This window comes from Providencia sp. PROV048 (assembly GCF_033688165.1).
Classification (GTDB): Bacteria; Pseudomonadota; Gammaproteobacteria; order Enterobacterales; family Enterobacteriaceae; genus Providencia; species Providencia hangzhouensis.
This window is the reverse complement of record NZ_CP096360.1, coordinates 2786275-2806614: the sequence shown is the minus strand read 5'-3', so window position 1 is coordinate 2806614 and position 20340 is coordinate 2786275. Positions and strand designations below refer to the sequence as shown.

The 20340-nt window shown below is 40.8% G+C and carries 18 protein-coding genes; 5 read left to right on the top strand and 13 right to left on the bottom strand.

Annotated elements, in window-relative coordinates:
* Window positions 1-48: 48 nt before the first annotated feature.
* From fdnG to fdnI, 3 genes are read left to right on the top strand one after another with little or no spacing between them, the layout of a single operon-like run.
* Complete coding sequence (gene fdnG / locus M1F26_RS12420; protein ID WP_318837577.1) at window positions 49-3096, top strand: formate dehydrogenase-N subunit alpha; 3048 nt, start codon at window positions 49-51, stop codon at window positions 3094-3096.
* 10 nt (window positions 3097-3106) lie between these two features.
* Entirely contained in the window at window positions 3107-3994 is an 888-nt protein-coding gene (gene fdxH, locus M1F26_RS12415) for a formate dehydrogenase subunit beta (protein WP_004909723.1), read from the top strand.
* Complete coding sequence (fdnI, locus tag M1F26_RS12410) at window positions 3987-4643, top strand: formate dehydrogenase-N subunit gamma (RefSeq protein ID WP_004255903.1); 657 nt, start codon at window positions 3987-3989, stop codon at window positions 4641-4643. Before fdxH ends, fdnI begins: the two co-directional genes overlap by 8 nt.
* A gap of 79 nt (window positions 4644-4722) precedes the next feature.
* On the opposite strand, the gene M1F26_RS12405 is transcribed toward fdnI, so the two are convergent.
* Window positions 4723-5289, bottom strand: coding sequence for a GNAT family N-acetyltransferase (locus M1F26_RS12405; RefSeq protein WP_140170741.1), 567 nt, complete (start codon window positions 5287-5289; stop codon window positions 4723-4725).
* Window positions 5286-5732: a GNAT family N-acetyltransferase gene (locus tag M1F26_RS12400; protein ID WP_140170740.1), complete on the bottom strand. Its 447-nt coding sequence runs from the start codon at window positions 5730-5732 to the stop codon at window positions 5286-5288. Before M1F26_RS12400 ends, M1F26_RS12405 begins: the two co-directional genes overlap by 4 nt.
* A 221-nt stretch (window positions 5733-5953) precedes the next feature.
* Here M1F26_RS12400 and agp point away from each other — a divergent pair, with 221 nt between their 5' ends.
* Together agp and M1F26_RS12390 are read left to right on the top strand one after the other, a co-directional pair.
* On the top strand, window positions 5954-7207 hold the full coding sequence (gene agp, locus M1F26_RS12395) for a bifunctional glucose-1-phosphatase/inositol phosphatase (protein WP_110591497.1): 1254 nt from the start codon (window positions 5954-5956) through the stop codon (window positions 7205-7207).
* Between the two features lie 90 nt (window positions 7208-7297).
* Window positions 7298-7792: a GNAT family N-acetyltransferase gene (locus M1F26_RS12390; protein WP_226617109.1), complete on the top strand. Its 495-nt coding sequence runs from the start codon at window positions 7298-7300 to the stop codon at window positions 7790-7792.
* A 194-nt stretch (window positions 7793-7986) separates the two neighbouring features.
* Here the strand turns inward: M1F26_RS12390 and M1F26_RS12385 are convergent, their stop codons facing one another.
* The 11 genes from M1F26_RS12385 to ttrS form a co-directional block, all read right to left on the bottom strand.
* Window positions 7987-8424: a universal stress protein gene (locus tag M1F26_RS12385; protein WP_004255887.1), complete on the bottom strand. Its 438-nt coding sequence runs from the start codon at window positions 8422-8424 to the stop codon at window positions 7987-7989.
* A gap of 198 nt (window positions 8425-8622) precedes the next feature.
* Entirely contained in the window at window positions 8623-9192 is a 570-nt protein-coding gene (locus M1F26_RS12380) for a tetratricopeptide repeat protein (protein WP_004255883.1), read from the bottom strand.
* A gap of 514 nt (window positions 9193-9706) precedes the next feature.
* Complete coding sequence (locus M1F26_RS12375; RefSeq protein ID WP_140170739.1) at window positions 9707-10114, bottom strand: acyl-CoA thioesterase; 408 nt, start codon at window positions 10112-10114, stop codon at window positions 9707-9709.
* A 207-nt stretch (window positions 10115-10321) separates the two neighbouring features.
* On the bottom strand, window positions 10322-10678 hold the full coding sequence (locus tag M1F26_RS12370) for a hypothetical protein (protein WP_004255879.1): 357 nt from the start codon (window positions 10676-10678) through the stop codon (window positions 10322-10324).
* A 110-nt stretch (window positions 10679-10788) separates the two neighbouring features.
* Complete coding sequence (locus M1F26_RS12365; RefSeq protein WP_004255876.1) at window positions 10789-12207, bottom strand: NAD(P)/FAD-dependent oxidoreductase; 1419 nt, start codon at window positions 12205-12207, stop codon at window positions 10789-10791.
* 273 nt (window positions 12208-12480) lie between these two features.
* Window positions 12481-13269 carry a PhzF family phenazine biosynthesis protein gene (locus M1F26_RS12360; protein ID WP_140170738.1) on the bottom strand — a complete coding sequence of 263 codons (789 nt, stop codon included), beginning with the start codon at window positions 13267-13269 and terminating at the stop codon, window positions 12481-12483.
* A 153-nt stretch (window positions 13270-13422) separates the two neighbouring features.
* Complete coding sequence (locus tag M1F26_RS12355; RefSeq protein ID WP_004255871.1) at window positions 13423-14952, bottom strand: peptide MFS transporter; 1530 nt, start codon at window positions 14950-14952, stop codon at window positions 13423-13425.
* 383 nt (window positions 14953-15335) lie between these two features.
* Window positions 15336-16562: a multidrug efflux MFS transporter MdtG gene (gene mdtG, locus M1F26_RS12350; RefSeq protein ID WP_140170737.1), complete on the bottom strand. Its 1227-nt coding sequence runs from the start codon at window positions 16560-16562 to the stop codon at window positions 15336-15338.
* Window positions 16563-16825: 263 nt separating this feature from the next.
* Entirely contained in the window at window positions 16826-17770 is a 945-nt protein-coding gene (locus M1F26_RS12345; RefSeq protein WP_096864193.1) for a Kdo(2)-lipid IV(A) acyltransferase, read from the bottom strand.
* A gap of 58 nt (window positions 17771-17828) precedes the next feature.
* Window positions 17829-18425 carry a tetrathionate respiration response regulator TtrR gene (gene ttrR, locus M1F26_RS12340; RefSeq protein ID WP_004255863.1) on the bottom strand — a complete coding sequence of 199 codons (597 nt, stop codon included), beginning with the start codon at window positions 18423-18425 and terminating at the stop codon, window positions 17829-17831.
* A gap of 125 nt (window positions 18426-18550) precedes the next feature.
* Window positions 18551-20308, bottom strand: a complete 1758-nt coding sequence (gene ttrS / locus M1F26_RS12335) for a tetrathionate respiration histidine kinase TtrS (RefSeq protein WP_140170735.1) — start codon at window positions 20306-20308, stop codon at window positions 18551-18553.
* Between the last annotated feature and the right edge of the window lie 32 nt (window positions 20309-20340).

The window sequence follows — 20340 nt, the reverse complement described above, 5'->3', positions numbered from 1 at the left end:
GGCTGCTATTCTCTCACCGATTTATACAAAAAATATAAAGAGGTAGCAATGAACGTTAGTCGCAGAAAGTTTTTTAAAATCTGCGCTGGCGGGATGGCAGGTACAACTGTAGCTGCGTTAGGTTTTATGCCTGGAATGGCAATAGCTAATGTACGTGAATATAAATTACTTCGTTCTAAAGAGACGCGTAATACCTGTACTTACTGTTCTGTCGGTTGTGGATTACTAATATATAGCATGGGCGATGGCGCCATGAATGCTAAGTCCGCGATATTCCATGTCGAAGGTGACTCAGACCACCCGGTAAACCGTGGTGCTTTATGCCCTAAAGGGGCTGGCCTACTCGATTATATCCAAAGCGAAAATCGTTTACGTTATCCTGAATATAGAGCACCAGGCTCTAATAAATGGGAACGCATTAGTTGGGATGATGCTTTCACTCGCATTGCACGCTTAATGAAAGATGACCGCGATGCAAATTTCATTGAAAAAAATGCGGAAGGAACAACCGTAAACCGTTGGTTATCAACAGGGATGCTTTGTGCATCAGCTGCCAGTAACGAAACGGGAATGTTGACGCAAAAATTCGCTAGATCGCTAGGAATGCTAGCAGTTGATAACCAAGCGCGTGTCTGACACGGACCAACGGTAGCAAGTCTTGCTCCAACATTTGGTCGCGGTGCGATGACCAACCACTGGGTTGATATCAAAAATGCCGATGTTGTCGTCGTAATGGGCGGTAATGCTGCGGAAGCACACCCTGTTGGGTTCCGCTGGGCAATTGAAGCGAAAAATAATAATGATGCCACACTGATTGTCATAGACCCGCGTTTTACGCGTACTGCATCAGTTGCTGACCATTATGTGCCAATCCGTTCAGGAACCGATATTACCTTTTTATCGGGCGTTTTGCTGTACCTGATTGAAAACCAAAAAATCAATGCTGAGTATGTTCAGAACTATACCAATGCGTCATTGATTGTTAGAGATGATTTTGACTTTAACGATGGCTTATTTAGTGGTTATGACGCTGATAAGCGTAGTTATGACAAAACCAGCTGGAACTATAAGTTTGATGAAAATGGTCACGCATTACGCGATGACACATTACAAGATCCGCGTTGTGTGTGGAATTTACTTCACAAACATGTATCACGCTATACGCCTGATATCGTTGAGCAAATTTGTGGAACGCCAAAAGCCGATTTCTTGAAAGTCTGTGAAATTTTAGCAACAACAAGTGCAGCAGATAAAGCTGGGACTTTCCTGTATGCATTAGGTTGGACACAACATACTGTTGGCGCACAAAATATTCGCACTATGGCGATGATCCAGTTACTGCTAGGTAACATGGGGGTTGCTGGCGGCGGAGTGAACGCGTTACGCGGGCACTCGAACATTCAGGGCTTAACCGATTTAGGGTTACTATCAACTAGTTTACCGGGTTACCTGACATTACCTTCTGAAAAACATCAGAACATTGATAGCTACCTGACTGCGAATACACCGAAAGCGACCTTGCCAAATCAGGTGAATTTTTGGAGTAATTATCCTAAATTCTTCGTGAGTTTGATGAAGTCTTTCTATGGGGATTCAGCACAAGCAGAAAACCAATGGGGTTATGATTGGTTGCCTAAATGGGACCAAGCTTATGATGTGATGAAGTATTTTGACATGATGAGCAAGGACCAAGTGACGGGTTATATCTGTCAAGGGTTTAACCCTGTGGCTTCATTCCCTGATAAGAATAAAGTGGTTAGCTGCCTCAGTAAATTGAAATACCTGATTGTCGTTGACCCATTAGTCACTGAAACAGCGAACTTCTGGCAAAATCATGGTGAGATGAATGACGTTGATACGGCTTCGATTCAAACCGAAGTGTTCCGTTTACCATCAACTTGTTTTGCAGAAGAAGATGGTTCGATAGCCAACTCAGGCCGTTGGTTACAATGGCACTGGCAAGCCGCAGATGCCCCAGGCGAAGCGCGTAACGATGGCCAAATCTTAACCGGTATTCTGTATAAGATCCGGGAATTGTATGAGAAAGAAGGTGGCCAAGGCCAAGATCCTCTGATGCAAATGAAATGGAATTATAAACAACAATTCCATCCTGAATCAGAAGAAGTGGCGAAAGAAAACAACGGTGTTGCACTGGTTGATCTCTATGATGCAGACGGTAACTTACAAGCGAAAAAAGGCGAGCTGCTCAGCTCATTTGCCTTATTACGTGCGGATGGTTCAACGGCATCTTCTTGCTGGATTTACACTGGTAGCTGGACCGAGAAAGGCAACCAGATGGCTAATCGTGATAACAGCGACCCATCCGGTATCGGTAACACATTAGGTTGGGCATGGGCATGGCCTTTGAACCGCCGTGTGATTTATAACCGTGCTTCTTGTGACACCCAAGGTAAACCGTGGAATAAAGACCGCGTGCTTATCGAGTGGAATGGTAAAAAATGGGTCGGTAATGATATCCCTGACTTCAATGCTTCTGCACCTGAAGTGGGAACAGGGCCATTCATCATGCAACCAGAAGGTTTAGGTCGTTTATTTGCTATCGATAAGATGGCAGAAGGGCCATTCCCTGAGCATTATGAGCCATTTGAAACACCACTTGGCACTAACCCGTTGCACCCGAATGTGGTTTCTAACCCAGCGGCGCGAATTTTTGATGAAGACAAAAAACGTCTTGGCGACCACAAAGATTTCCCTTATGTAGGTACCACATACCGTCTAACAGAGCATTTCCACACATGGACCAAGCATGCTCGCTTGAACGCGATTGCTCAGCCAGAGCAATTTGTTGAAATCAGCGAAACACTAGCGAAAGCCAAAGGAATTGCGTTAGGCGATAAGGTCAAAGTCAGCAGTAAACGTGGTTTTATCAAGGCAGTTGCGGTTGTCACTCCTCGATTACAAGCGCTGATGGTGGATGGAAAACCAATTGAAACTGTTGGGCTACCGATTCACTGGGGCTTTGAAGGCGCGACTCAAAAAGGGTTTATCACCAATACGTTAACGCCGTCTGTCGGCGATGCTAACTCTCAGACACCTGAGTATAAGGCATTCTTAGTTAACATTGAGAAGGCGTAAGGGAGGGAACATGTCCATGCAATCTCAAGACATTATTAAACGTTCCGCGACCAATAGCATTACGCCTCCGCCACAAGCGCGTGATGATAAACTTGAAGTCTGTAAGCTCATTGATGTGTCATCTTGTATCGGCTGTAAAGCTTGTCAGGTGGCATGTTCTGAGTGGAATGATATCCGTGACGAAGTTGGCCACTGTGTTGGGGTTTATGATAACCCAACGGATTTAAGTGCAAAATCGTGGACGGTAATGCGTTTTAGCGAAACCACCGAAATGGGTAAGTTAGAATGGTTGATCCGTAAAGATGGCTGTATGCACTGTACCGACCCTGGATGCTTGAAATCTTGCCCATCAGCAGGAGCAATCATTCAGTACGCAAATGGTATTGTGGATTTCCAATCAGAGCACTGTATTGGTTGTGGTTATTGTATCGCAGGTTGCCCATTCAACATTCCTCGATTAAATCCGAAAGACAATCGAGTGTACAAGTGTACCTTGTGTGTTGATAGGGTGAGTGTAGGCCAAGAGCCAGCATGTGTGAAAACCTGTCCAACGGGTGCTATCCGTTTCGGTACGAAAAAAGAAATGTTGGAATACGGTGCAGAGCGCGTAACGAAATTGCAAAATCGGGGTTATGCGCAAGCGGGAATTTATGATCCTGAAGGCGTTGGTGGTACGCATGTTGTTTATGTACTTCACCATGCTGATAAACCTGAACTGTATCATGGCCTGCCTAAAGACCCACAAATTGATACGCCAATCAATCTGTGGCAGGGCATCTTGAAACCACTTTCTGTCGTTGGATTTATCGCGACCTTTGCAGGGTTGATTTTCCACTATGTGGGAATTGGTCCGAACAAAGAAGTGAGTGATGAAGAGGAGAAAGATGACCATGAGTAAGAAAAGCAAAATGATTGTGCGGACTAAGTTTATTGACCGCGCGTGTCACTGGACGGTTGTCATCAGCTTCTTCTTGGTTGCTTTGTCGGGGATCGCGTTATTTTTCCCAACACTGAAATGGTTGACGGAAACCTTTGGTACACCACAAATGGGGCGGATTTTACACCCTTTCTTTGGCGTACTCATTTTCGTCGTGCTGATGTTTATGTTTGTTCGCTTTGTGAAGCACAATATTCCAGATAAGCAAGACTTACCTTGGATCAAAAATATTGTCGAAGTATTGAAGGGCAATGAACATGAAGTGGCTGATGTCGGTAAATATAACGCCGGCCAAAAAATGATGTTCTGGAGTATCATGAGCCTGATTTTTGTGCTCTTGGTCACCGGTATCATTATTTGGCGCCCTTATTTCGCACATTTATTCCCAATGTGGATGGTGCGTTGGGGGCTGTTGATCCATGCTGTTGCTGCGATTGTCTTGATCCATGCCATTTTAATTCATATGTACATGGCATTTTGGGTTAAAGGTTCAATCAACGGAATGATCGAAGGGAAAGTTAGCCGCCGTTGGGCGAGAAAACATCACCCTCGTTGGTACCGTGATGTCGAAGCGAAAGAAGCTAAAGCGGAAGCTGAAAGTAAAAAATAATTTACGCAGCAGACGCTAAATAACTTAAAGCCATCACATTGTGATGGCTTTTTTGTGGGGGTTTTTGCGAGTTTAGTTTTTATTGATGAGACGATTTTAAATAGTCACTTGCCTTGATGCGATACAGCACATGTTCTTGTAACCAATGGCCATCAGGAAGTGCAGGGTGATAAAAATTATTTGGGTGTTTTATCATTCCAAGTCTTTGCATTACGGATTCTGATGGTAAATTGACCACTGCGGTGAACGCAACGAGCTCTTCTAGTTTTAGTTGTTCAAATGCAAATTTGATCGCGGCGTGAGCCCCTTCAGTCGCATAGCCGTGACGCCAATACTCGGGAAGTAAACGCCAGCCAATTTCAACACAAGGGGAAAAGGGCAGATTAGCAGCAGGAATATTTAAACCAATAAACCCAATAAATTGTTTGTTGGATTTCAATTCAACAGCCCATAGTCCCCACCCTCCTTGTTGAGCAAATTTATCTATGATGGTTTCCATAAATTGTGCATTTTGCTGCTCATTTAGTACTGAAGGAAAATAGCGCATGACATCGGGGTGGCTATTCATTTGGTAAAGTGGTTGCTTATCTTCTTCTTGCCAGCCACGTAACCGCAAACGTACAGTTTCTAATCCAGTGATTTTCATGCCGACTCTTTATTAAGGCGCATGTGCAGAATAGGGAATGGATTGCCTTCACCATCTAATTCAGAACGTGCGTATTGTTTAAAACCCATATTCTGATAAAACCCGATAGCTTGAGGGTTTTGTTCGTTAACGTCCAACTCAGTAATACCTAAGGTATCAATAGCATATTGAAGAAGTTTCTTCCCTGTGCCTTGGCCTCTATTTTCTTGAGAAATAAATAACATTTCAAGACGGTGTTTATCGCACCCTAGAAAACCGGTCATATTGCCTGCGCTATCGAATGTCACAAAAACAGCTAAATGTGGTAAATAAATATCTTTGATAGCAATTTTTAGTTCAGCAATTTTTTCTTCAGTTAAAAAATGGTGAGTTGCCCTCACTGAAGACTCCCAAACACGAATAATATCATCATCGTGTGCACGTGTAGCGCTTTGGACTATCATTATATTGTCTCCGTATATTGACTGGAAAATATTAACTTTTGCTTTTCTTATGTCAACCGCTGGTTTTAAATTTACCTTAAGGTTGTTTTTGAGATATTTATCGCAGAAAAAAAAGTCAACTTCGTCATTATTAGATAAGTTACGGCGTAATTTTCTCGCCAAATTTTTTATATAGCGATAAACGTATTTTTCTTTGTTGATTTAATCGTAGGGGTATCTTAATGAAATATAAATTACTAACTCTCTGTTTATCCGCGGCATTATTAACACCTATTGCACCTGCATTGGCGAATACAGAGACCAAAGCAGATATGGTTTTGGATCAAGTTTTAGTCCTTAGTCGCCATAATTTACGTACACCTATTGTAAATACCGGTATTCTTACTGAAGTAACTGATAAAAAATGGCCTGCTTGGGATGCACAAAGTGGATATCTCACAACGAAAGGTGGCGCACTTGAAGTCTATATGGGGCATTATTTTAGGGAATGGATAGACCAAAATAAATTACTTGCAGATGAACTGTGTCCAACGAGTAACGAAGATATATACCTTTATACAAATAGTCTACAAAGGACGATAGCAACTGCCCAATTTTTTGCAGCAGGAGCCTTTCCTGGATGCAAGGTAAATATTCATCATCAGCCTGAAATTGGTAAGATGGACCCTGTTTTTAACCCAATTATTACGAATGCCTCTCCTGAATTTAAGCAACAGGCACTCGCTGAGATGGAGAAATATTTTAAAGGTTTATCACTAACTGCGGGTTATGAAGAATTAGATAGTGTATTGAACATTAAAGATTCTCAAAAATGTAAAACAGATAAGTTATGTAATTTAAATAGTCAAAAAAACAGTTTTATTATTGAAGCAGAAAAAGAACCGGGCGTCAGTGGTCCATTAAAAATTGCAAATTCAGCGGTGGATGCAATAGACCTTCAATACTATGAAGGTTTTCCTGCAAATGAAGTCGCTTGGGGGCTTGTGAATACCCCTGAAAAATGGAAAAAACTGAATACGTTAAAAAATGCTTACCAAGAAACGTTATTTACACCAAAAATTATTGCCAAAAATGTCGCACATCCAATATTAAATTATATCGATAAAGGTTTTGTTTCGGCCGATAAAGGAGAAACTGCAAAATTTATATTCTTAGTCGGTCATGATTCGAATATTGCGTCATTGATGTCAGCAATGGATTTTAAGCCATATCAATTACCAGAGCAGTATGAGCATACCCCGATTGGGGGGAAATTAGTATTCCAACGCTGGACGGATAAGCAAGCTAATAAAGATTTTATGAAAGTAGAATATGTTTATCAAACAGCAGATCAGCTGAGGGATAACACCTATTTATCATTACAGACCCCTCCTAAACATATCACATTAGAGCTAAAAGGGTGTCCAATTGATAAAAGCGGCTATTGTTCTTGGGAGGATTTCCAAAAAGTCATGGCGACAGCCCTAGAGCAGTAATAACAAAGCCTAAGTGCCCCGCTAACTTGAGTGGGGCATTATTTTTTGTGATGATAGCTAAATTATATTTTCGGTTTATGAATCTCTTATGTGGACAAAACAGTCACGATGCCTATTCAGTTTTTACAGCTAAATCAAATTAGTATTGCAGATCTTATCGCATTAAATACTCATCCAGCCGTACTCGAACATATGCCTTTAGGGAGTAATCAATTCGATGAACAGGCCTGCCGTCAGTGGGTCATAGGAAAAGAGCAGCATTGGGAGCAATATGGCTATGGCGTATGGGCCATTATAGTTGATGGCCAGTTTGCTGGTTGGGGAGGGCTACAAAATGAAGCGGGCGATGCGGATTTAGCTTTAGTTTTACATCCTAAGTTTTGGGGAAAGGGAAAATATATTGTTAATAATATAATTAATAAGGCATTTACATCATTGAAGGTTGAGTCAGTCACGATACACTTACCGTTAACACGTAAGAAAGTATCAGCAATTTTGCGTTATGGTTTTATTGAGGAAGCCATCGTTGATTTTGACGGTATTCCTTTTAAGCGTTTTAGATTAAAACATTCATCAGTTTTATAGCATAAAAAAACCCTGCTAAAAAAGCAGGGCGTGAAAGTCACGAAAATGTTTATGAGTCTTTAATTTACCCTAAATGAGTGCATAAATAGCCTCATAAAGTGTGTGTCTTTGCTGTTTTTTGTAACAATCATTAAGGCTAAACCTTTTATTTGTAAAATGCGTTTATTTGGCAGCAAATAGCACTTTAGCCTTTATTATCGAACGACTAATACGCTAGTTTTCGCATAGCGAACTACTGATGCGGCATTAGAACCGAGCAAATAGGTTGACATACTCGGGCGGCGCGAACCTAATAAAATTATATCGGCGTTAATATCTTCTGCTGTTGCCAAAATTTCGTCTTTAACAGAACCGACGGTTGCTTTTGCCTTTACTTTATCTGCAGGGATATCAAATAATTTAATTTTTTCTTTTAACTCGCTAAGAATGATTTCAGCTTGTTTTTCATCATCAGGGAAGTCCCCTGGTAAGATTGTGCCACCGTAGCGCAAATAATTTGAAATTGGTGCGGTTACGGCAAGAAAGTGTACTGTTGCATCGTTCAATTTTTGTAGTGAGTTAACATGAGGAACTAATAAATTAGTGAGAGCATCTTCGGTTACATCGATCGGTACTAAAATTGTATTGTACATAATATCTCCCTTTTTCTTTTATATTATAAGCTTAGACCAATATCATACATTGTGAATTTGATTATTAATAGTAATGAATTTATTGGTGAAAGGGTGTGAGCAAGTAGCCGTAATAAGATTTTTTATCAAAAAATAGAAGTGCCCGATGTCATTATAATGAGCGACATCAGGCAAATGGCGGGAAATACTAAGTCAGATTTATTTTTTTACGCAGGCTTCTTTTAAACCAGCTTTACAGGCTTGAGCTAGATATTCAGCTGCAGATTTTTCGTTTATTTCAATTCCTTCACCACTTTCTAGCATTTTACCTACTTGATATTGCGCTGGTGGGAATTTTTTATCAGCAGATTTTTTGAACCATTCAAAAGCCGTAATATAGTTTTGTTTTACACCAATACCTTGATAGTAAAATTGGCCCATATAATTCTGAGCTTCAACATTGCCTTTATTGGCTGATTTCTCAAACAGATCCATGGCAGTTTCGAGGTTGGCTTCAACACCATTACCGTTTAAATACATATCACCTAAAAATAACTGAGCATCAGAATTACCTTTATTTGATGCCATCGTTAGCCATTTTTTTGCTTTACCATAGTCCTGTTTAAGCTCATTCCCAAGGTAATAGCCAATTCCCAACATGACTTGCGCTTTTATATCCCCTTTTTGTGCCTCCTGTTCGATACGTTTGATGGTTTCTTTGGGAACTGCAGCAACACTTAGGTTAATTGAAAAAGCACATAAAATAATAAATGAGAGAATTCTAAGCATGATTGATGTCTTATATTAGCGTTGTTTATTTCTATTTTTTAATAAAATGTCTCGATGAGATTTACTGTCAACAAAGTGTATTATACAAAGAGAATTTACATCAAAATACGTAATGTAAAATAAGCTACACGCTCATCTTTTTACGCATTTTTAGGATAATTGATTACTTCTATACTCTACGATTTTAATTGAAAAATATCAATATGTAATAAAAATTACAATATATTGAAGTATGAAGTTTAATGTTTCTTAGTCATTTTATGTGTTTATTGTAACAAGATCTTAATAAAGAAAGTGGTTGAAAAATCATATAAGTCAGGTGGTAATATAAGTAAGCTTTGGGCGATTATTTTAGAAAAATATCTTATGCTAATAAAATCTCAATATAAAACACATAAAAAGTGAAAAAATAAATTAAATAGTATGTGCTATAAGAAAGGTGTGAATCGAAATTTACAGAATTCACACCTTCAGCAATATGCGAAAAATTTTTACTTTAACGGCTTAAGAAAGCTTATGACTCAAATAATGGCGTGGGTTTCCCGTTGTTATCAATTGCAACAAAATTAAACTGGCCATGTATTACTTCTTCACGACCATCTGAATACATATCTTCTAGAAAAATCGATACGTTGACCGTTAAACTGGTTCTTCCGACTCGAATAACTTTACCTACTAACTCAACAATGGTCCCTGAAGGGATTGGGTGGGTAAAGTTAATTTTCTCAGTTGATACCGTAACGAGGCGTTTACGGCTAAACCGTGTTGCGGTAATAAAAGAAACTTCATCCATCCAAGCTAGGGCGGTACCACCAAACAAAGTACTGTGGTGGTTAGTCGTTGTTGGAAATACGACTTTAGAGACGCGAGAAATGGATTGCTCAATTTTTTGTGCGATGACATCGTCAGCGATGGAGCTCATGGTCTGCCTTACAATTGTTACTGGGTGTATTAGAAATGTTAAAGACCAAGTGTAATACTCCTCTCAATTTAATTCAGCAATAAATGTGAAGTGAATCGTTCCAGTTGAAAAGTTTTTTCATATTTTCGTATTTAGGAAAAATAGGGGGAAATATTAAAGACTCAAAACTAGACAATGAGCCTTTAAATTGCTGAAAAAAGATGGAGGTTAATTATCTAAATATTCGGCGCTCATGCGAACTGCTTTTGCATTGCTGCCATTTTTAACGCAAGAAACTAAAAACGCATTAGATTCAGCCCAAATAGTGGCAGAAAAATCTTCGCCATCAATATCTTTTTCAATGGTAACAGGGTATTTTTCAACGCCTTCAAGCCACTCGATTAACCCTGATTTACACGTTGGAAAGTCGTCTTTTGCTATTGAGCCATTTAAAACTGGCACGGCAATTTGTGGTTTATTGTTGTCAGCAATCATGTCCTCTAATTGCTCTACGGTATACGTTTTTTCAGCGAAAGCAGTGGCGCTTAATAGTGAAATCGTTATTGCTAATAGTAATTTATTCATAATCACTCCATTTGATTTAAGTTTCGAATACTAAGCAATAGAGCCACAATAGGCAATAAAAAAACCCTTCATATAGAAGGGTTTTTGTGAGCAAATTTTACAAACATGTATTAACTAAATCTGTACAGACTAAATGGTTTCACATTCAGTGAGGGTTCTTTGCCTAATAGCAAGTCAGCTGTGAGCTCGGAAGAAACTGGGCTTTCGGTCATCCCCCAGCCTGTGGCAGTATTGATAACTAGACCAGGATATTCATTGACTTGAGAAATGATTGGATGCTCATCTGGTGCGATGGCCATAGCACCACTCCATTGGTCAATCAGTTTAGAATCCTTAAATGCGGGGAATTCTGTTTTTAATTTCTCAAATGATGCATTCAGCTCTGGTAAATCAGGTAATGCCGTCATATTTCTGTGTTTTTCAAATGGTGAAACTTCATCCAGTTTCCAGCTTGTTGGCTCAGTAAATGAATTAATTAATTGTTCATTTAATGAAATATGCACAGGGAAATCAGGCATAGATAGCAGTGGAATGTATTTATAGCCATAGACGAAGGAGTCTTTAACAACCGGTGCAACAATCACACGAGGGGATGTTGCATAGGTACCATCTGCTTGTTCACGGAAGAAAATATTACCCGGTAAAGCAACGTTACCCCCCGGTGCAGTTGGTGAACCGGTGATCAGTTGTTGAGATTGATAAGCCGGTAATGTTGGGACATCCACACCTAAGTTTTGCATAAACAGCCTTGACCAGACGCCACCTGCCACAACAACACGTGAGGTCTTGATAGGCCCTTTCTCGGTGACGACATCAGAAATTACGCCTGCTTGAGTTTCTAAACCTCTTGCTGCACAGTTAGTATAAATTTTTATTCCTAATTTTTTCGCGTAATCAGCCATGACAAAGGTTGCAATTTCAGCATCTAAGCTACCAGAGTCTTCTTCAAAACCTGCGATTGTCCATTTAGACTGTGCACCGTTTAAACGTTGGTTGAGTTCAGCACCTTCGATAATGCGTGTTTTGAATGGAATATCTGAACCGACATTTTTACTGCGAGTATCAATCCACTCTCTAACATTGACAAGATCTTCTTCATCGAATGGCACTTCAACGCGGCCTTGAGTACGATAGCTTGTATCTGCACCGACTTTCGCGTTCATCTCTCTCCAACGTTGTTTGCCTAAGTGGTGGAGTAAGAAGGTTTCATCTGGCATTTTATAAGTGATAACTTGGCCGTAGAAGCGGGATGATTGCTCGCCTGCGATGTTACCTTTTTCAACAATAACAACATCTAAACCACGTCCAACCAGCTCAATTGCGGTCATGATCCCCAAAATTCCAGCACCAATAACAACGACGTCAGCTTGCTGTGGTAGAGGGCCTTCAGTTCCTGCAACAAAGCCATGTCGTGGCTTACCAGGAACAAATCGACCTTCACGCGTTAACATTGGAGTTAAAATTCCAGCCCCTGCAGCAACGGCAACAACACCACCACCAATCAAAAATTTTCTTCTCGTTATAGCCATCTTATTAAGTTCCTTATATCGAATGAGTTTTTAACAATTGACCAAAGCTTCAATTAGAAATGTTTATAATTGTAATTATATCTTTAATAATAATTATAATTGTAAACCAAGTTGAGTTGAAATTAAAAGATTTGTTTAAATGTTAAAAAATTTATTTTTAGATAAGAAATGGACGCCAATATTTCGAGAAAAATAATGGCGCTGGTAGAATTCGGATAGAGAAACAGATAGGAAAATAAATAGTTTTGCATCTATCCATTTGATTTATAAGATTTAAATGTGAATTTGGCCTGTTAAAAATAAAACGGCTTTACCTGTTAATTTTACTCGGTCAGAGGTTAGCTCACATTGAACTACCCCTCCGCGCGATGAAATCTGTTGGCCTATTAACTGCGATTTATTCAGCTGTTTGGCCCATATTGGGGCAATGGCACAATGTGAGGTGCCTGTTACAGGGTCTTCGTCAACCCCTTTGGCGGGAGCAAAGTAACGAGAAACAAAGTCACAATCGCTATTAGCACTTTCTGCTGTAATTGCTAACCCAGGTAGAGAAAGCTGCGAAAGTTTTAACATGTCTGGCTGACAGTTTTGAACGTGCTCTGCACTTTCAAGAAAACACAGATAACGGTCTTTTGCTATCCAAAGATCTTTGATTTTGACACCAAGGATATCGACGAGGTGTGGGTAATGGTTTGGATGGCTTTGTTCGGATTCAAAAATTGGAAAATCAAGTGTAAATCCTTGTGCATTCTGTGTCACAACGAGGTCACCCGACAGAGAATTAAATGTTAAAGGATGAATGTCTTGCTCGAGTACTTGATTTAACACAAAAGCAGCGGCAAGTGTTGCATGGCCACAGAGTGTTACTTCAACTTTAGGGGTGAACCAGCGAATATGATGGCCGACTAAAAATGCGGTTTCTGACAAGTTAACCTCTGCGGCAATGGCAATGAGCTGTTCATCTGGTAACCAGTTATCGAGTAATACAATCGCTGCTGGGTTACCGCGAAAAAGGGTATCTGTAAAAGCATCAACATAGTAAATAGGGGCGGAAAGGCTCATTGTATGATTTCCTAAAGTCATTATGGGATGATGAGAGAGCAGTATAGCGCCTATTTTATCAGAAATAATAAGCAAACTATTAAGTGGGGAATGATGCGGAGGATCCGGTAGCGTGTGGGCTGCTACCGGATAGAAGACAATTAATCAGCGCTATTAAGCATTAGCTTCATTTTTGTCTGCATTTTTAAGCATTTTTCTAACAGGGATAATCAACGCTGCTAATACGACCGCACAGATCACCAGTGCAATAGAGACGTGGGAGAATAGCTCAGGCATCGAATCTAATTGGTCTTTGCGAATGTTACCCCCCATGATACCAGCTGCAAGGTTACCCAATGCGCTAGCACAGAACCATAACCCCATCACTTGGCCGCGCATTTTTTGTGGTGCGAGCAAGGTCATGGTTGCTAACCCGATAGGGCTTAAGCACAGTTCTCCTAACGTCAGCAATAAGATACTGCCAACTAACCAGAAAGGTGAAACGCCACTTTGGGTTGCGAGTACTTGGTTTGCTGCCACCATCATGATAGCAAAGCCGCCCGCAGCAAATAAGATACCAATCACGAACTTGGTCATACTGCTTGGGTTCATATTGCGTTTAGCCAACGAAGGCCAGAACCAGCTAAATACTGGGGCTAACAATATAATGAACAAGGCATTGATTGATTGGAACCAAATGGTTGGAATTTCAAAACTCCCCATTTGGCGGTCAGTATAGTCCCGAGCAAAGATATTAAATGAAGTGGGTTTTTGCTCAAAGGCTGACCAGAAGAATGCGGCTGCAATCAGTAAAATCAAGCATGCCAGTAAACGAGAACGTTCGCTGCTGTTTAAACCGCCAAGGAAGAACATAAATAAGAAATAGATGCCCACACAGGTCGAGATAACATAAGCAGAACTTTTCGCAATTATTGAGGCATTAAATGGGATCGTACCATTATCAATCAAGATAACCAGTATGGCTAATAGCACCATGGCAAAGGTAACCCATTTCCCCACGTTTTTGCGCTCAACCGTTGGACGGTTCCAAGTGGAATCAAGGCCAACTTCTTTATCATAACGGCGCATTTGAGGAATGGCGTAAAAGCGGAAAATTAACAGGGCAATTAACATTCCTAAACCACCAAGGCCAAAACCTAAATGCCACCCATATTTTTCATGAAGTGGGCCAATAATTAACGGGGCAATAAAGGACCCCATATTGATACCCATATAGAACAGGGAGAAACCGCCATCACGGCGTGTATCTTCTTTCTTATACAGGGTTCCTACCATCACGGTAATACAGGTTTTAAATAACCCTGTACCTAATACGATGAGCAATAAGCCGACGAAAAAGAAAGTATTTGATAAAAACGCAGACATTGCGATGGATAAATGGCCAAACGCAATGATTAATGAGCCGTACCAAACGGCGCGGCGTTGGCCTAACCAGTTATCGGCTAACCAACCACCCGGTAACGAGGTGATATAAACCCCTCCAGCGAAAATACCGACGATAGCCGAAGCTTGTTCAATAGGTAATTCCATTCCGCCTTGTAATAATGCCGCACTCATAAATAAGATAAGTAACGGTCTAACTCCGTAAAAAGAGAAGCGTTCCCACATTTCTGTGAGGAAAAGCGAACTCAATGGGTATGGATGCCCAAAAAAAGTTTTTGTTTTAGTCGCAGAATTATTCATCTGTGAACTCCCATAAATACTCTCTTGAGAGGTTGTGCATGATATAAAACACCAAGCCGTGCGCCTGAGTGCCAATTGTTATTGATATGTTAACATGAATATATGAAACATATTTTTAACATACATTATTATAGAATCACCTATATACAGAATGAATTTATTGTAAAAGGTGTGTTTTTAAGGTGAAAAGTCGATATAACTCTCATTTCTCACGATAAGCTAGGGGAAGATACAGGATTTTAGTTGACAATAAAAGAAAGAATTTTGAATCGATTAAGTTATTTAAAATCAAGTGGTTATATGTACTAAAATTTGATTTTAAGGAAAGTAAGGCAATAAAGCTTATAAATCATCAGGTTTTTGTACAAAAAATAGCAAGAGGCTTATTGGTCGGTAGGGGAGGCTCGCAGGCCATCGGGTTGGCGCCTGATGACTAACCATGAATAAATTAAGTTGAAGAGAACTAACGCAGCGGTGAAAAAGAATACGGCTCTGAAACCGTAAGTTGCAGCGACAAACGACCCCATCAATGGCCCTGTCACATTCCCAACATCTCGCAATGCTTGGTTATAGCTGAAAATACGTCCCGTTACTTGATGGGAAATATTATAGATAATTAACGTTTGTACTGCGGGTAATAGCGCAGCATTCAGAGCCCCAAGCATAAATCGGAGAAAGCCTAGCTCCCAATAACTACTTACCAGCCCCATTGGGAATAATACAAAAATAGATGCGCCCAGCACGGCGAGTAAAACTTTTTCAGGGCCTATTCGGTCACTGAGTTTACCTAACATGGGCGCACTGATTAAAGCCGCAACACCAGGAATGGAAGCTATCACACCACTGACAAAGGCCAAGTTTTCAAGGGAATCAGATAAGTCACGTACATAAAGCGTGATGACAGGGTTGATTGAGCCCATAGCAGCTTGAATAATCATGGTGGTAAAAAAGAGGCTGATAACTAAGTTTTTATTACGTAAAGAGGCAAAAACTTGTTTGCTCGTTAATGCATCTTTGCGAGAAACAGGCGTGAAGCGTTCTCTGACATAAAAAAGCGTGACAAAAAAGCAGATAAACAGCACCGTTGCGGTAATAAAAAAGACGGGACGTAAGCCATACTGGTCAGCAAGAAAACCGCCAATGAGTGGGCCAATAAGTGCGCCACTTACTGCACCAGTAGCGAGGACACCCATAGCCCAACCACTTTTTTTCACGGGAACTTGAGTTGCAATCAGCGCGTTAGCATTGGGAACAAAACCACCCAATAAACCTAATATGGCTCTTAAGGCTAAGAGCTGCCAAATATTTTGTGCAAAACCAATAAGCACCATCACGATAGCCATCCCTAGTGCTGAACGCAGCAGCATGAGTTTACGGCCTTTACGATCGGATAATCGACCCCAAAATGGCGCAGCAATCGCGGAAAATAAGAAGGTGATACTAAAAACTGCCCCTGTCCATAGGTTCAAAGAGGCATGGTCTTTAACGCCTAGTTCTTCAATATAGAGGGGGAGAAAAGGCATGATCAGGCTAAAGGCGGCACCTGTTAAAAAACAGCCGAACCACACGACGTATAGGTTACGTTTCCAATACTCTGTTTTTCCCGTCATAATTTTCCCGTTATATTCAGTTCTACAGCGTTGTTGGCTTCATTTGCCTAATGTACGCTCTTTGGGATGTCTTCATTTTCCCGCCTAGCTGTAGACCCGACTATTTAGGAAAAACAGTATGAAAAACAGCAAGAAAAGCATCATAAAAAACAGTTGAAAAATCACGCCATATATTTAGAGAAAACAGTATAAAAAACAGTAAGAAAAGCATCATAAAAAACAGTTGAAAAACCACGCCATAATTTATCTGCTTACACTAATTATTAATGATGGATTTTATCTAAATCTCCGTATAACGAAGGCTCCCCTTCAGGACGTGTTTTAAAACGGCGATGTAGCCACATATATTGTTCTGGTGCTCTGAGGATTTCTTTTTCAATAATTTGGTTCATCATGGTTGCGGTAGCCACATTATCTTCAATTGGGAAATCATCAATGGCAGGTTGAATGATTAATTCATAACCTTTACCTGCAGGTAAACGTCTTGGTGTAAAAGGCACCACTAAAGGGGAAGCCAGACGTAAAATAATTTGCGAGCCATTGGTTGTCGCTGCATCTTTTACGGCGAACAAAGGCGCAAATGTACTATTGCGAGGGCCGTAATCATGGTCGGGGGCATACCATAAAATTTCCCCATTTTTTAAGTCACGAACCATGCCTTTCATATCTTTGCGATCCAACATATATTTGTTGGAACGTAACCGCCCACGGGTTTGTAGCCAATCGAGGAGGTCATTATCATTGGCGCGATATACACCAATGCCCGGATTTAACATGCCAAAGGCACGCGCACCCATTTCCAAGGTTAAAAAATGAACACCAAGCGCGATAATGCCTCTACCTGTTTGGCGGGCAGCAACAGCATTTTCTTCCCCAATGACTTTGACCCAGCGACGAACGCGCCAATCAGGCCAAAACCAAGCCATGCCCGTTTCAAATAAGCCCATGCCGACAGATTCAAAGTTTTTGTCAACACAGCGTTGCCGTTCTTGCTCACTCATGTCTGGAAAACATAATTGCAAATTTCGCTCTGCGACTTTCACCCGCTTTTTCAAAAAGCGTTTAGAAAATAACCCTAAACGCGTTCCCATCCAATAAATGAGAGGATAAGGCAATAATACAAGAAGATATAACACGCCAATGCCTAGCCAAGTTAGCCAGTAACGAGGGTGGAGAAACCGTTTTTGAAATTTTGGAGCTAGTATCATTGTTATCCGAATATATTAGTCACAAATTAATAAAAAGGCATGATTAAACTATATCAAATTATTCGTTTAAAGCGTTAATTGCCTGCATGGTGCTCATTAACTCAGCTAAGTTACGAACCGCCATTTTCTCCATGACGCGAGAGCGATGAACCTCAACGGTGCGTACAGAAACACAGGTTGCCTCAGCAATTTCACGGTTAATTAAGCCTTGCAACACATAACCACAGATATCTTTTTCACGAGGGGTGAGCGTTTCATAACGCTGCTTAATTAAATGCCCTTCAGTGGCTTTGGTGGTTTGTGATTGAGCTTGTTCTAAGGTCTTAGCAAGTTGTTGGCTATCAATGGGTTTTTGTAGAAAATCAACAGCGCCAAGTTTCACTTGTTCCACCGCCATCGGGATATCGCCATGGCCAGACAAAAATATCACAGCCAATGTACTGTGTTGTTCCCTAAGGTATTGGTGAACTTGTCGTCCATCTAATTTAGGCATGCGCATATCCAATAACACCACACCTTCTTGGTGTAATGCCGCATTTTGGATAAATGTTTCACTGTCATTCCAAACGGTAACGCTATAGCCCAATGTTTCTAGTAAGAATTGGCAGGCATCCGTCACATCGGGGTCATCATCCACGAGATGGATTACTGGCATACATATACCTCGTCGTGTAGAGGGTGACAAATAAGGTGCTTTATATAATGAGCATTGATTATCGCAATAAAGCCATTGTCACATATAGTTAATGTGAATGTTATCAATTACGTGGCAAAACATGCTTAATCTACGATTTTATTGTGATAATTGAAAATAAGAGTGACCATTAAGCCATGTAACCCATCATCACTTAGGTTATTTTCGATACGAATGTCTCCGCCTTGGCTTTGTATCAAACGCTGGCAGATCACTAAACCTAATCCTAAACCTTCTTTTTTAGTTGTCGCAAATGGCGTGATACCTTGCTCTAATTGACCCGCAGGCATCCCTCCAGCATTGTCCTGTAAAACAAGTAAAAAATGTTGCTGCGAAAAATGAAACTCGAAACGCAGTAGGGTTGCCCCTGCTTGCAAACTGTTACTGATTAAATTAGAAAGTAATTGTTCTAGTAACGTGTCTGGCAACATCAGGGAGACGTCAGGGGTTTCAGGTAAAATTAACCTCGAATTGGGGTAGTGCTGGTCTGCACGCAATAATTGCCAAATATGATTAATAGCCTGTTTAACCGATTGCTGGCTCAATGTGATTGCGGGGTCATGGCTTGGTTTACCCGCCCAGAGACGCAAATTGCGAATGATATCGGCTCCACGTTGAGCTTGGTCGTCGATTTTAGTTAATGCGCTAATTAATGGGTGGCTTTCAGACTCTTTAGTCAGGCGTAGAATACACCCTTGGGCATAATGGCGGATTGCAGACAGCGGTTGGTTCAATTCATGGGCAAACCCAGATGCCATTTCCCCCAAAATATTTAACCGTTGTGCCTTTTGTAAATTGGCTTCTTGCTCTCGCAAGCGATTATGCGCTTCTTCTAATTGGCGGCTGCGACGTCTCACCAAAAAGGCAATCCAAACATGATTTATCCCAAGTAATACAAAAAATAAAGCGACAAGGCTGATAGTGATTTGGTTTTGAATGGTCCAACTGACGATATCCTGCCAGATTTGACGCTGTTGCGGATGTTGGTTAACGTCTCTGAGTAAGGTTTCGACTTGAGTCACCGACGCGGGAGCTCCCCAACGCATAGCGGCTTTATCTGTTGATAATAATGTCTTGGTGACTTTGTCGACTAAATTGTCCGGCACTTCACTTAAGGCGGCAAAAGACCAATTTGGATACAGTTCTGTGCTAGTTAAACAAGAGAGAGAGCTTGGATGTTGAATTAGTGGACGAAATTGTGTTTTATCAATCAGCCCTTCGCTATGCATATTTTCTAATAAACAGACAGGAACAATTGCCGCAGATAATGAATCATCACGCAGTGCATATAATAATGCATCAGCAGGAAAGCCTAAAAATTGCATCTTAAAGTCTTTGGCAGCGTCGTAGCCCATATCCCTCAACACTTTGTAACCTAACAAATAGCCACCAAAAGCATCTGGTGAAATTGCTCCGACTTTCTTGCCTATTAGGTTTTTAACTTCTGAAATATCACTGTCTTTTCGAACTAATATCAAGCTGCCAATAACATTACGCGTTGTGCTGTTGGGCTCCACGTCTGAGCGAAGGGAGAGCAACCAACGTAAATGATAGCGGTTATCTAACTGAATAAATTGGGCAGGATTCGTCAACAAAAAATCTATCTTGCGATTGGAAATCGCCTCTTTCATCTCATCTAAATTGAGAGGTTGTAACGTAAAACGCTCCCCAGGAATCGACTCATTGAGTGTATCAATCAAAGGCTGCCAATGAGATTGGGTTGAACTGGGGCCACGTAAGGCCAATACCCCGATAGTCCACTGGACCGAAATTGCTGGCAAAGACCACGTCAGTAGCATGATTAACAGTATGTGATACAACGGTCTAGACGATTTTTTTAACATATTTGAGTTATTCGTTGCGTTAGATCAATTTA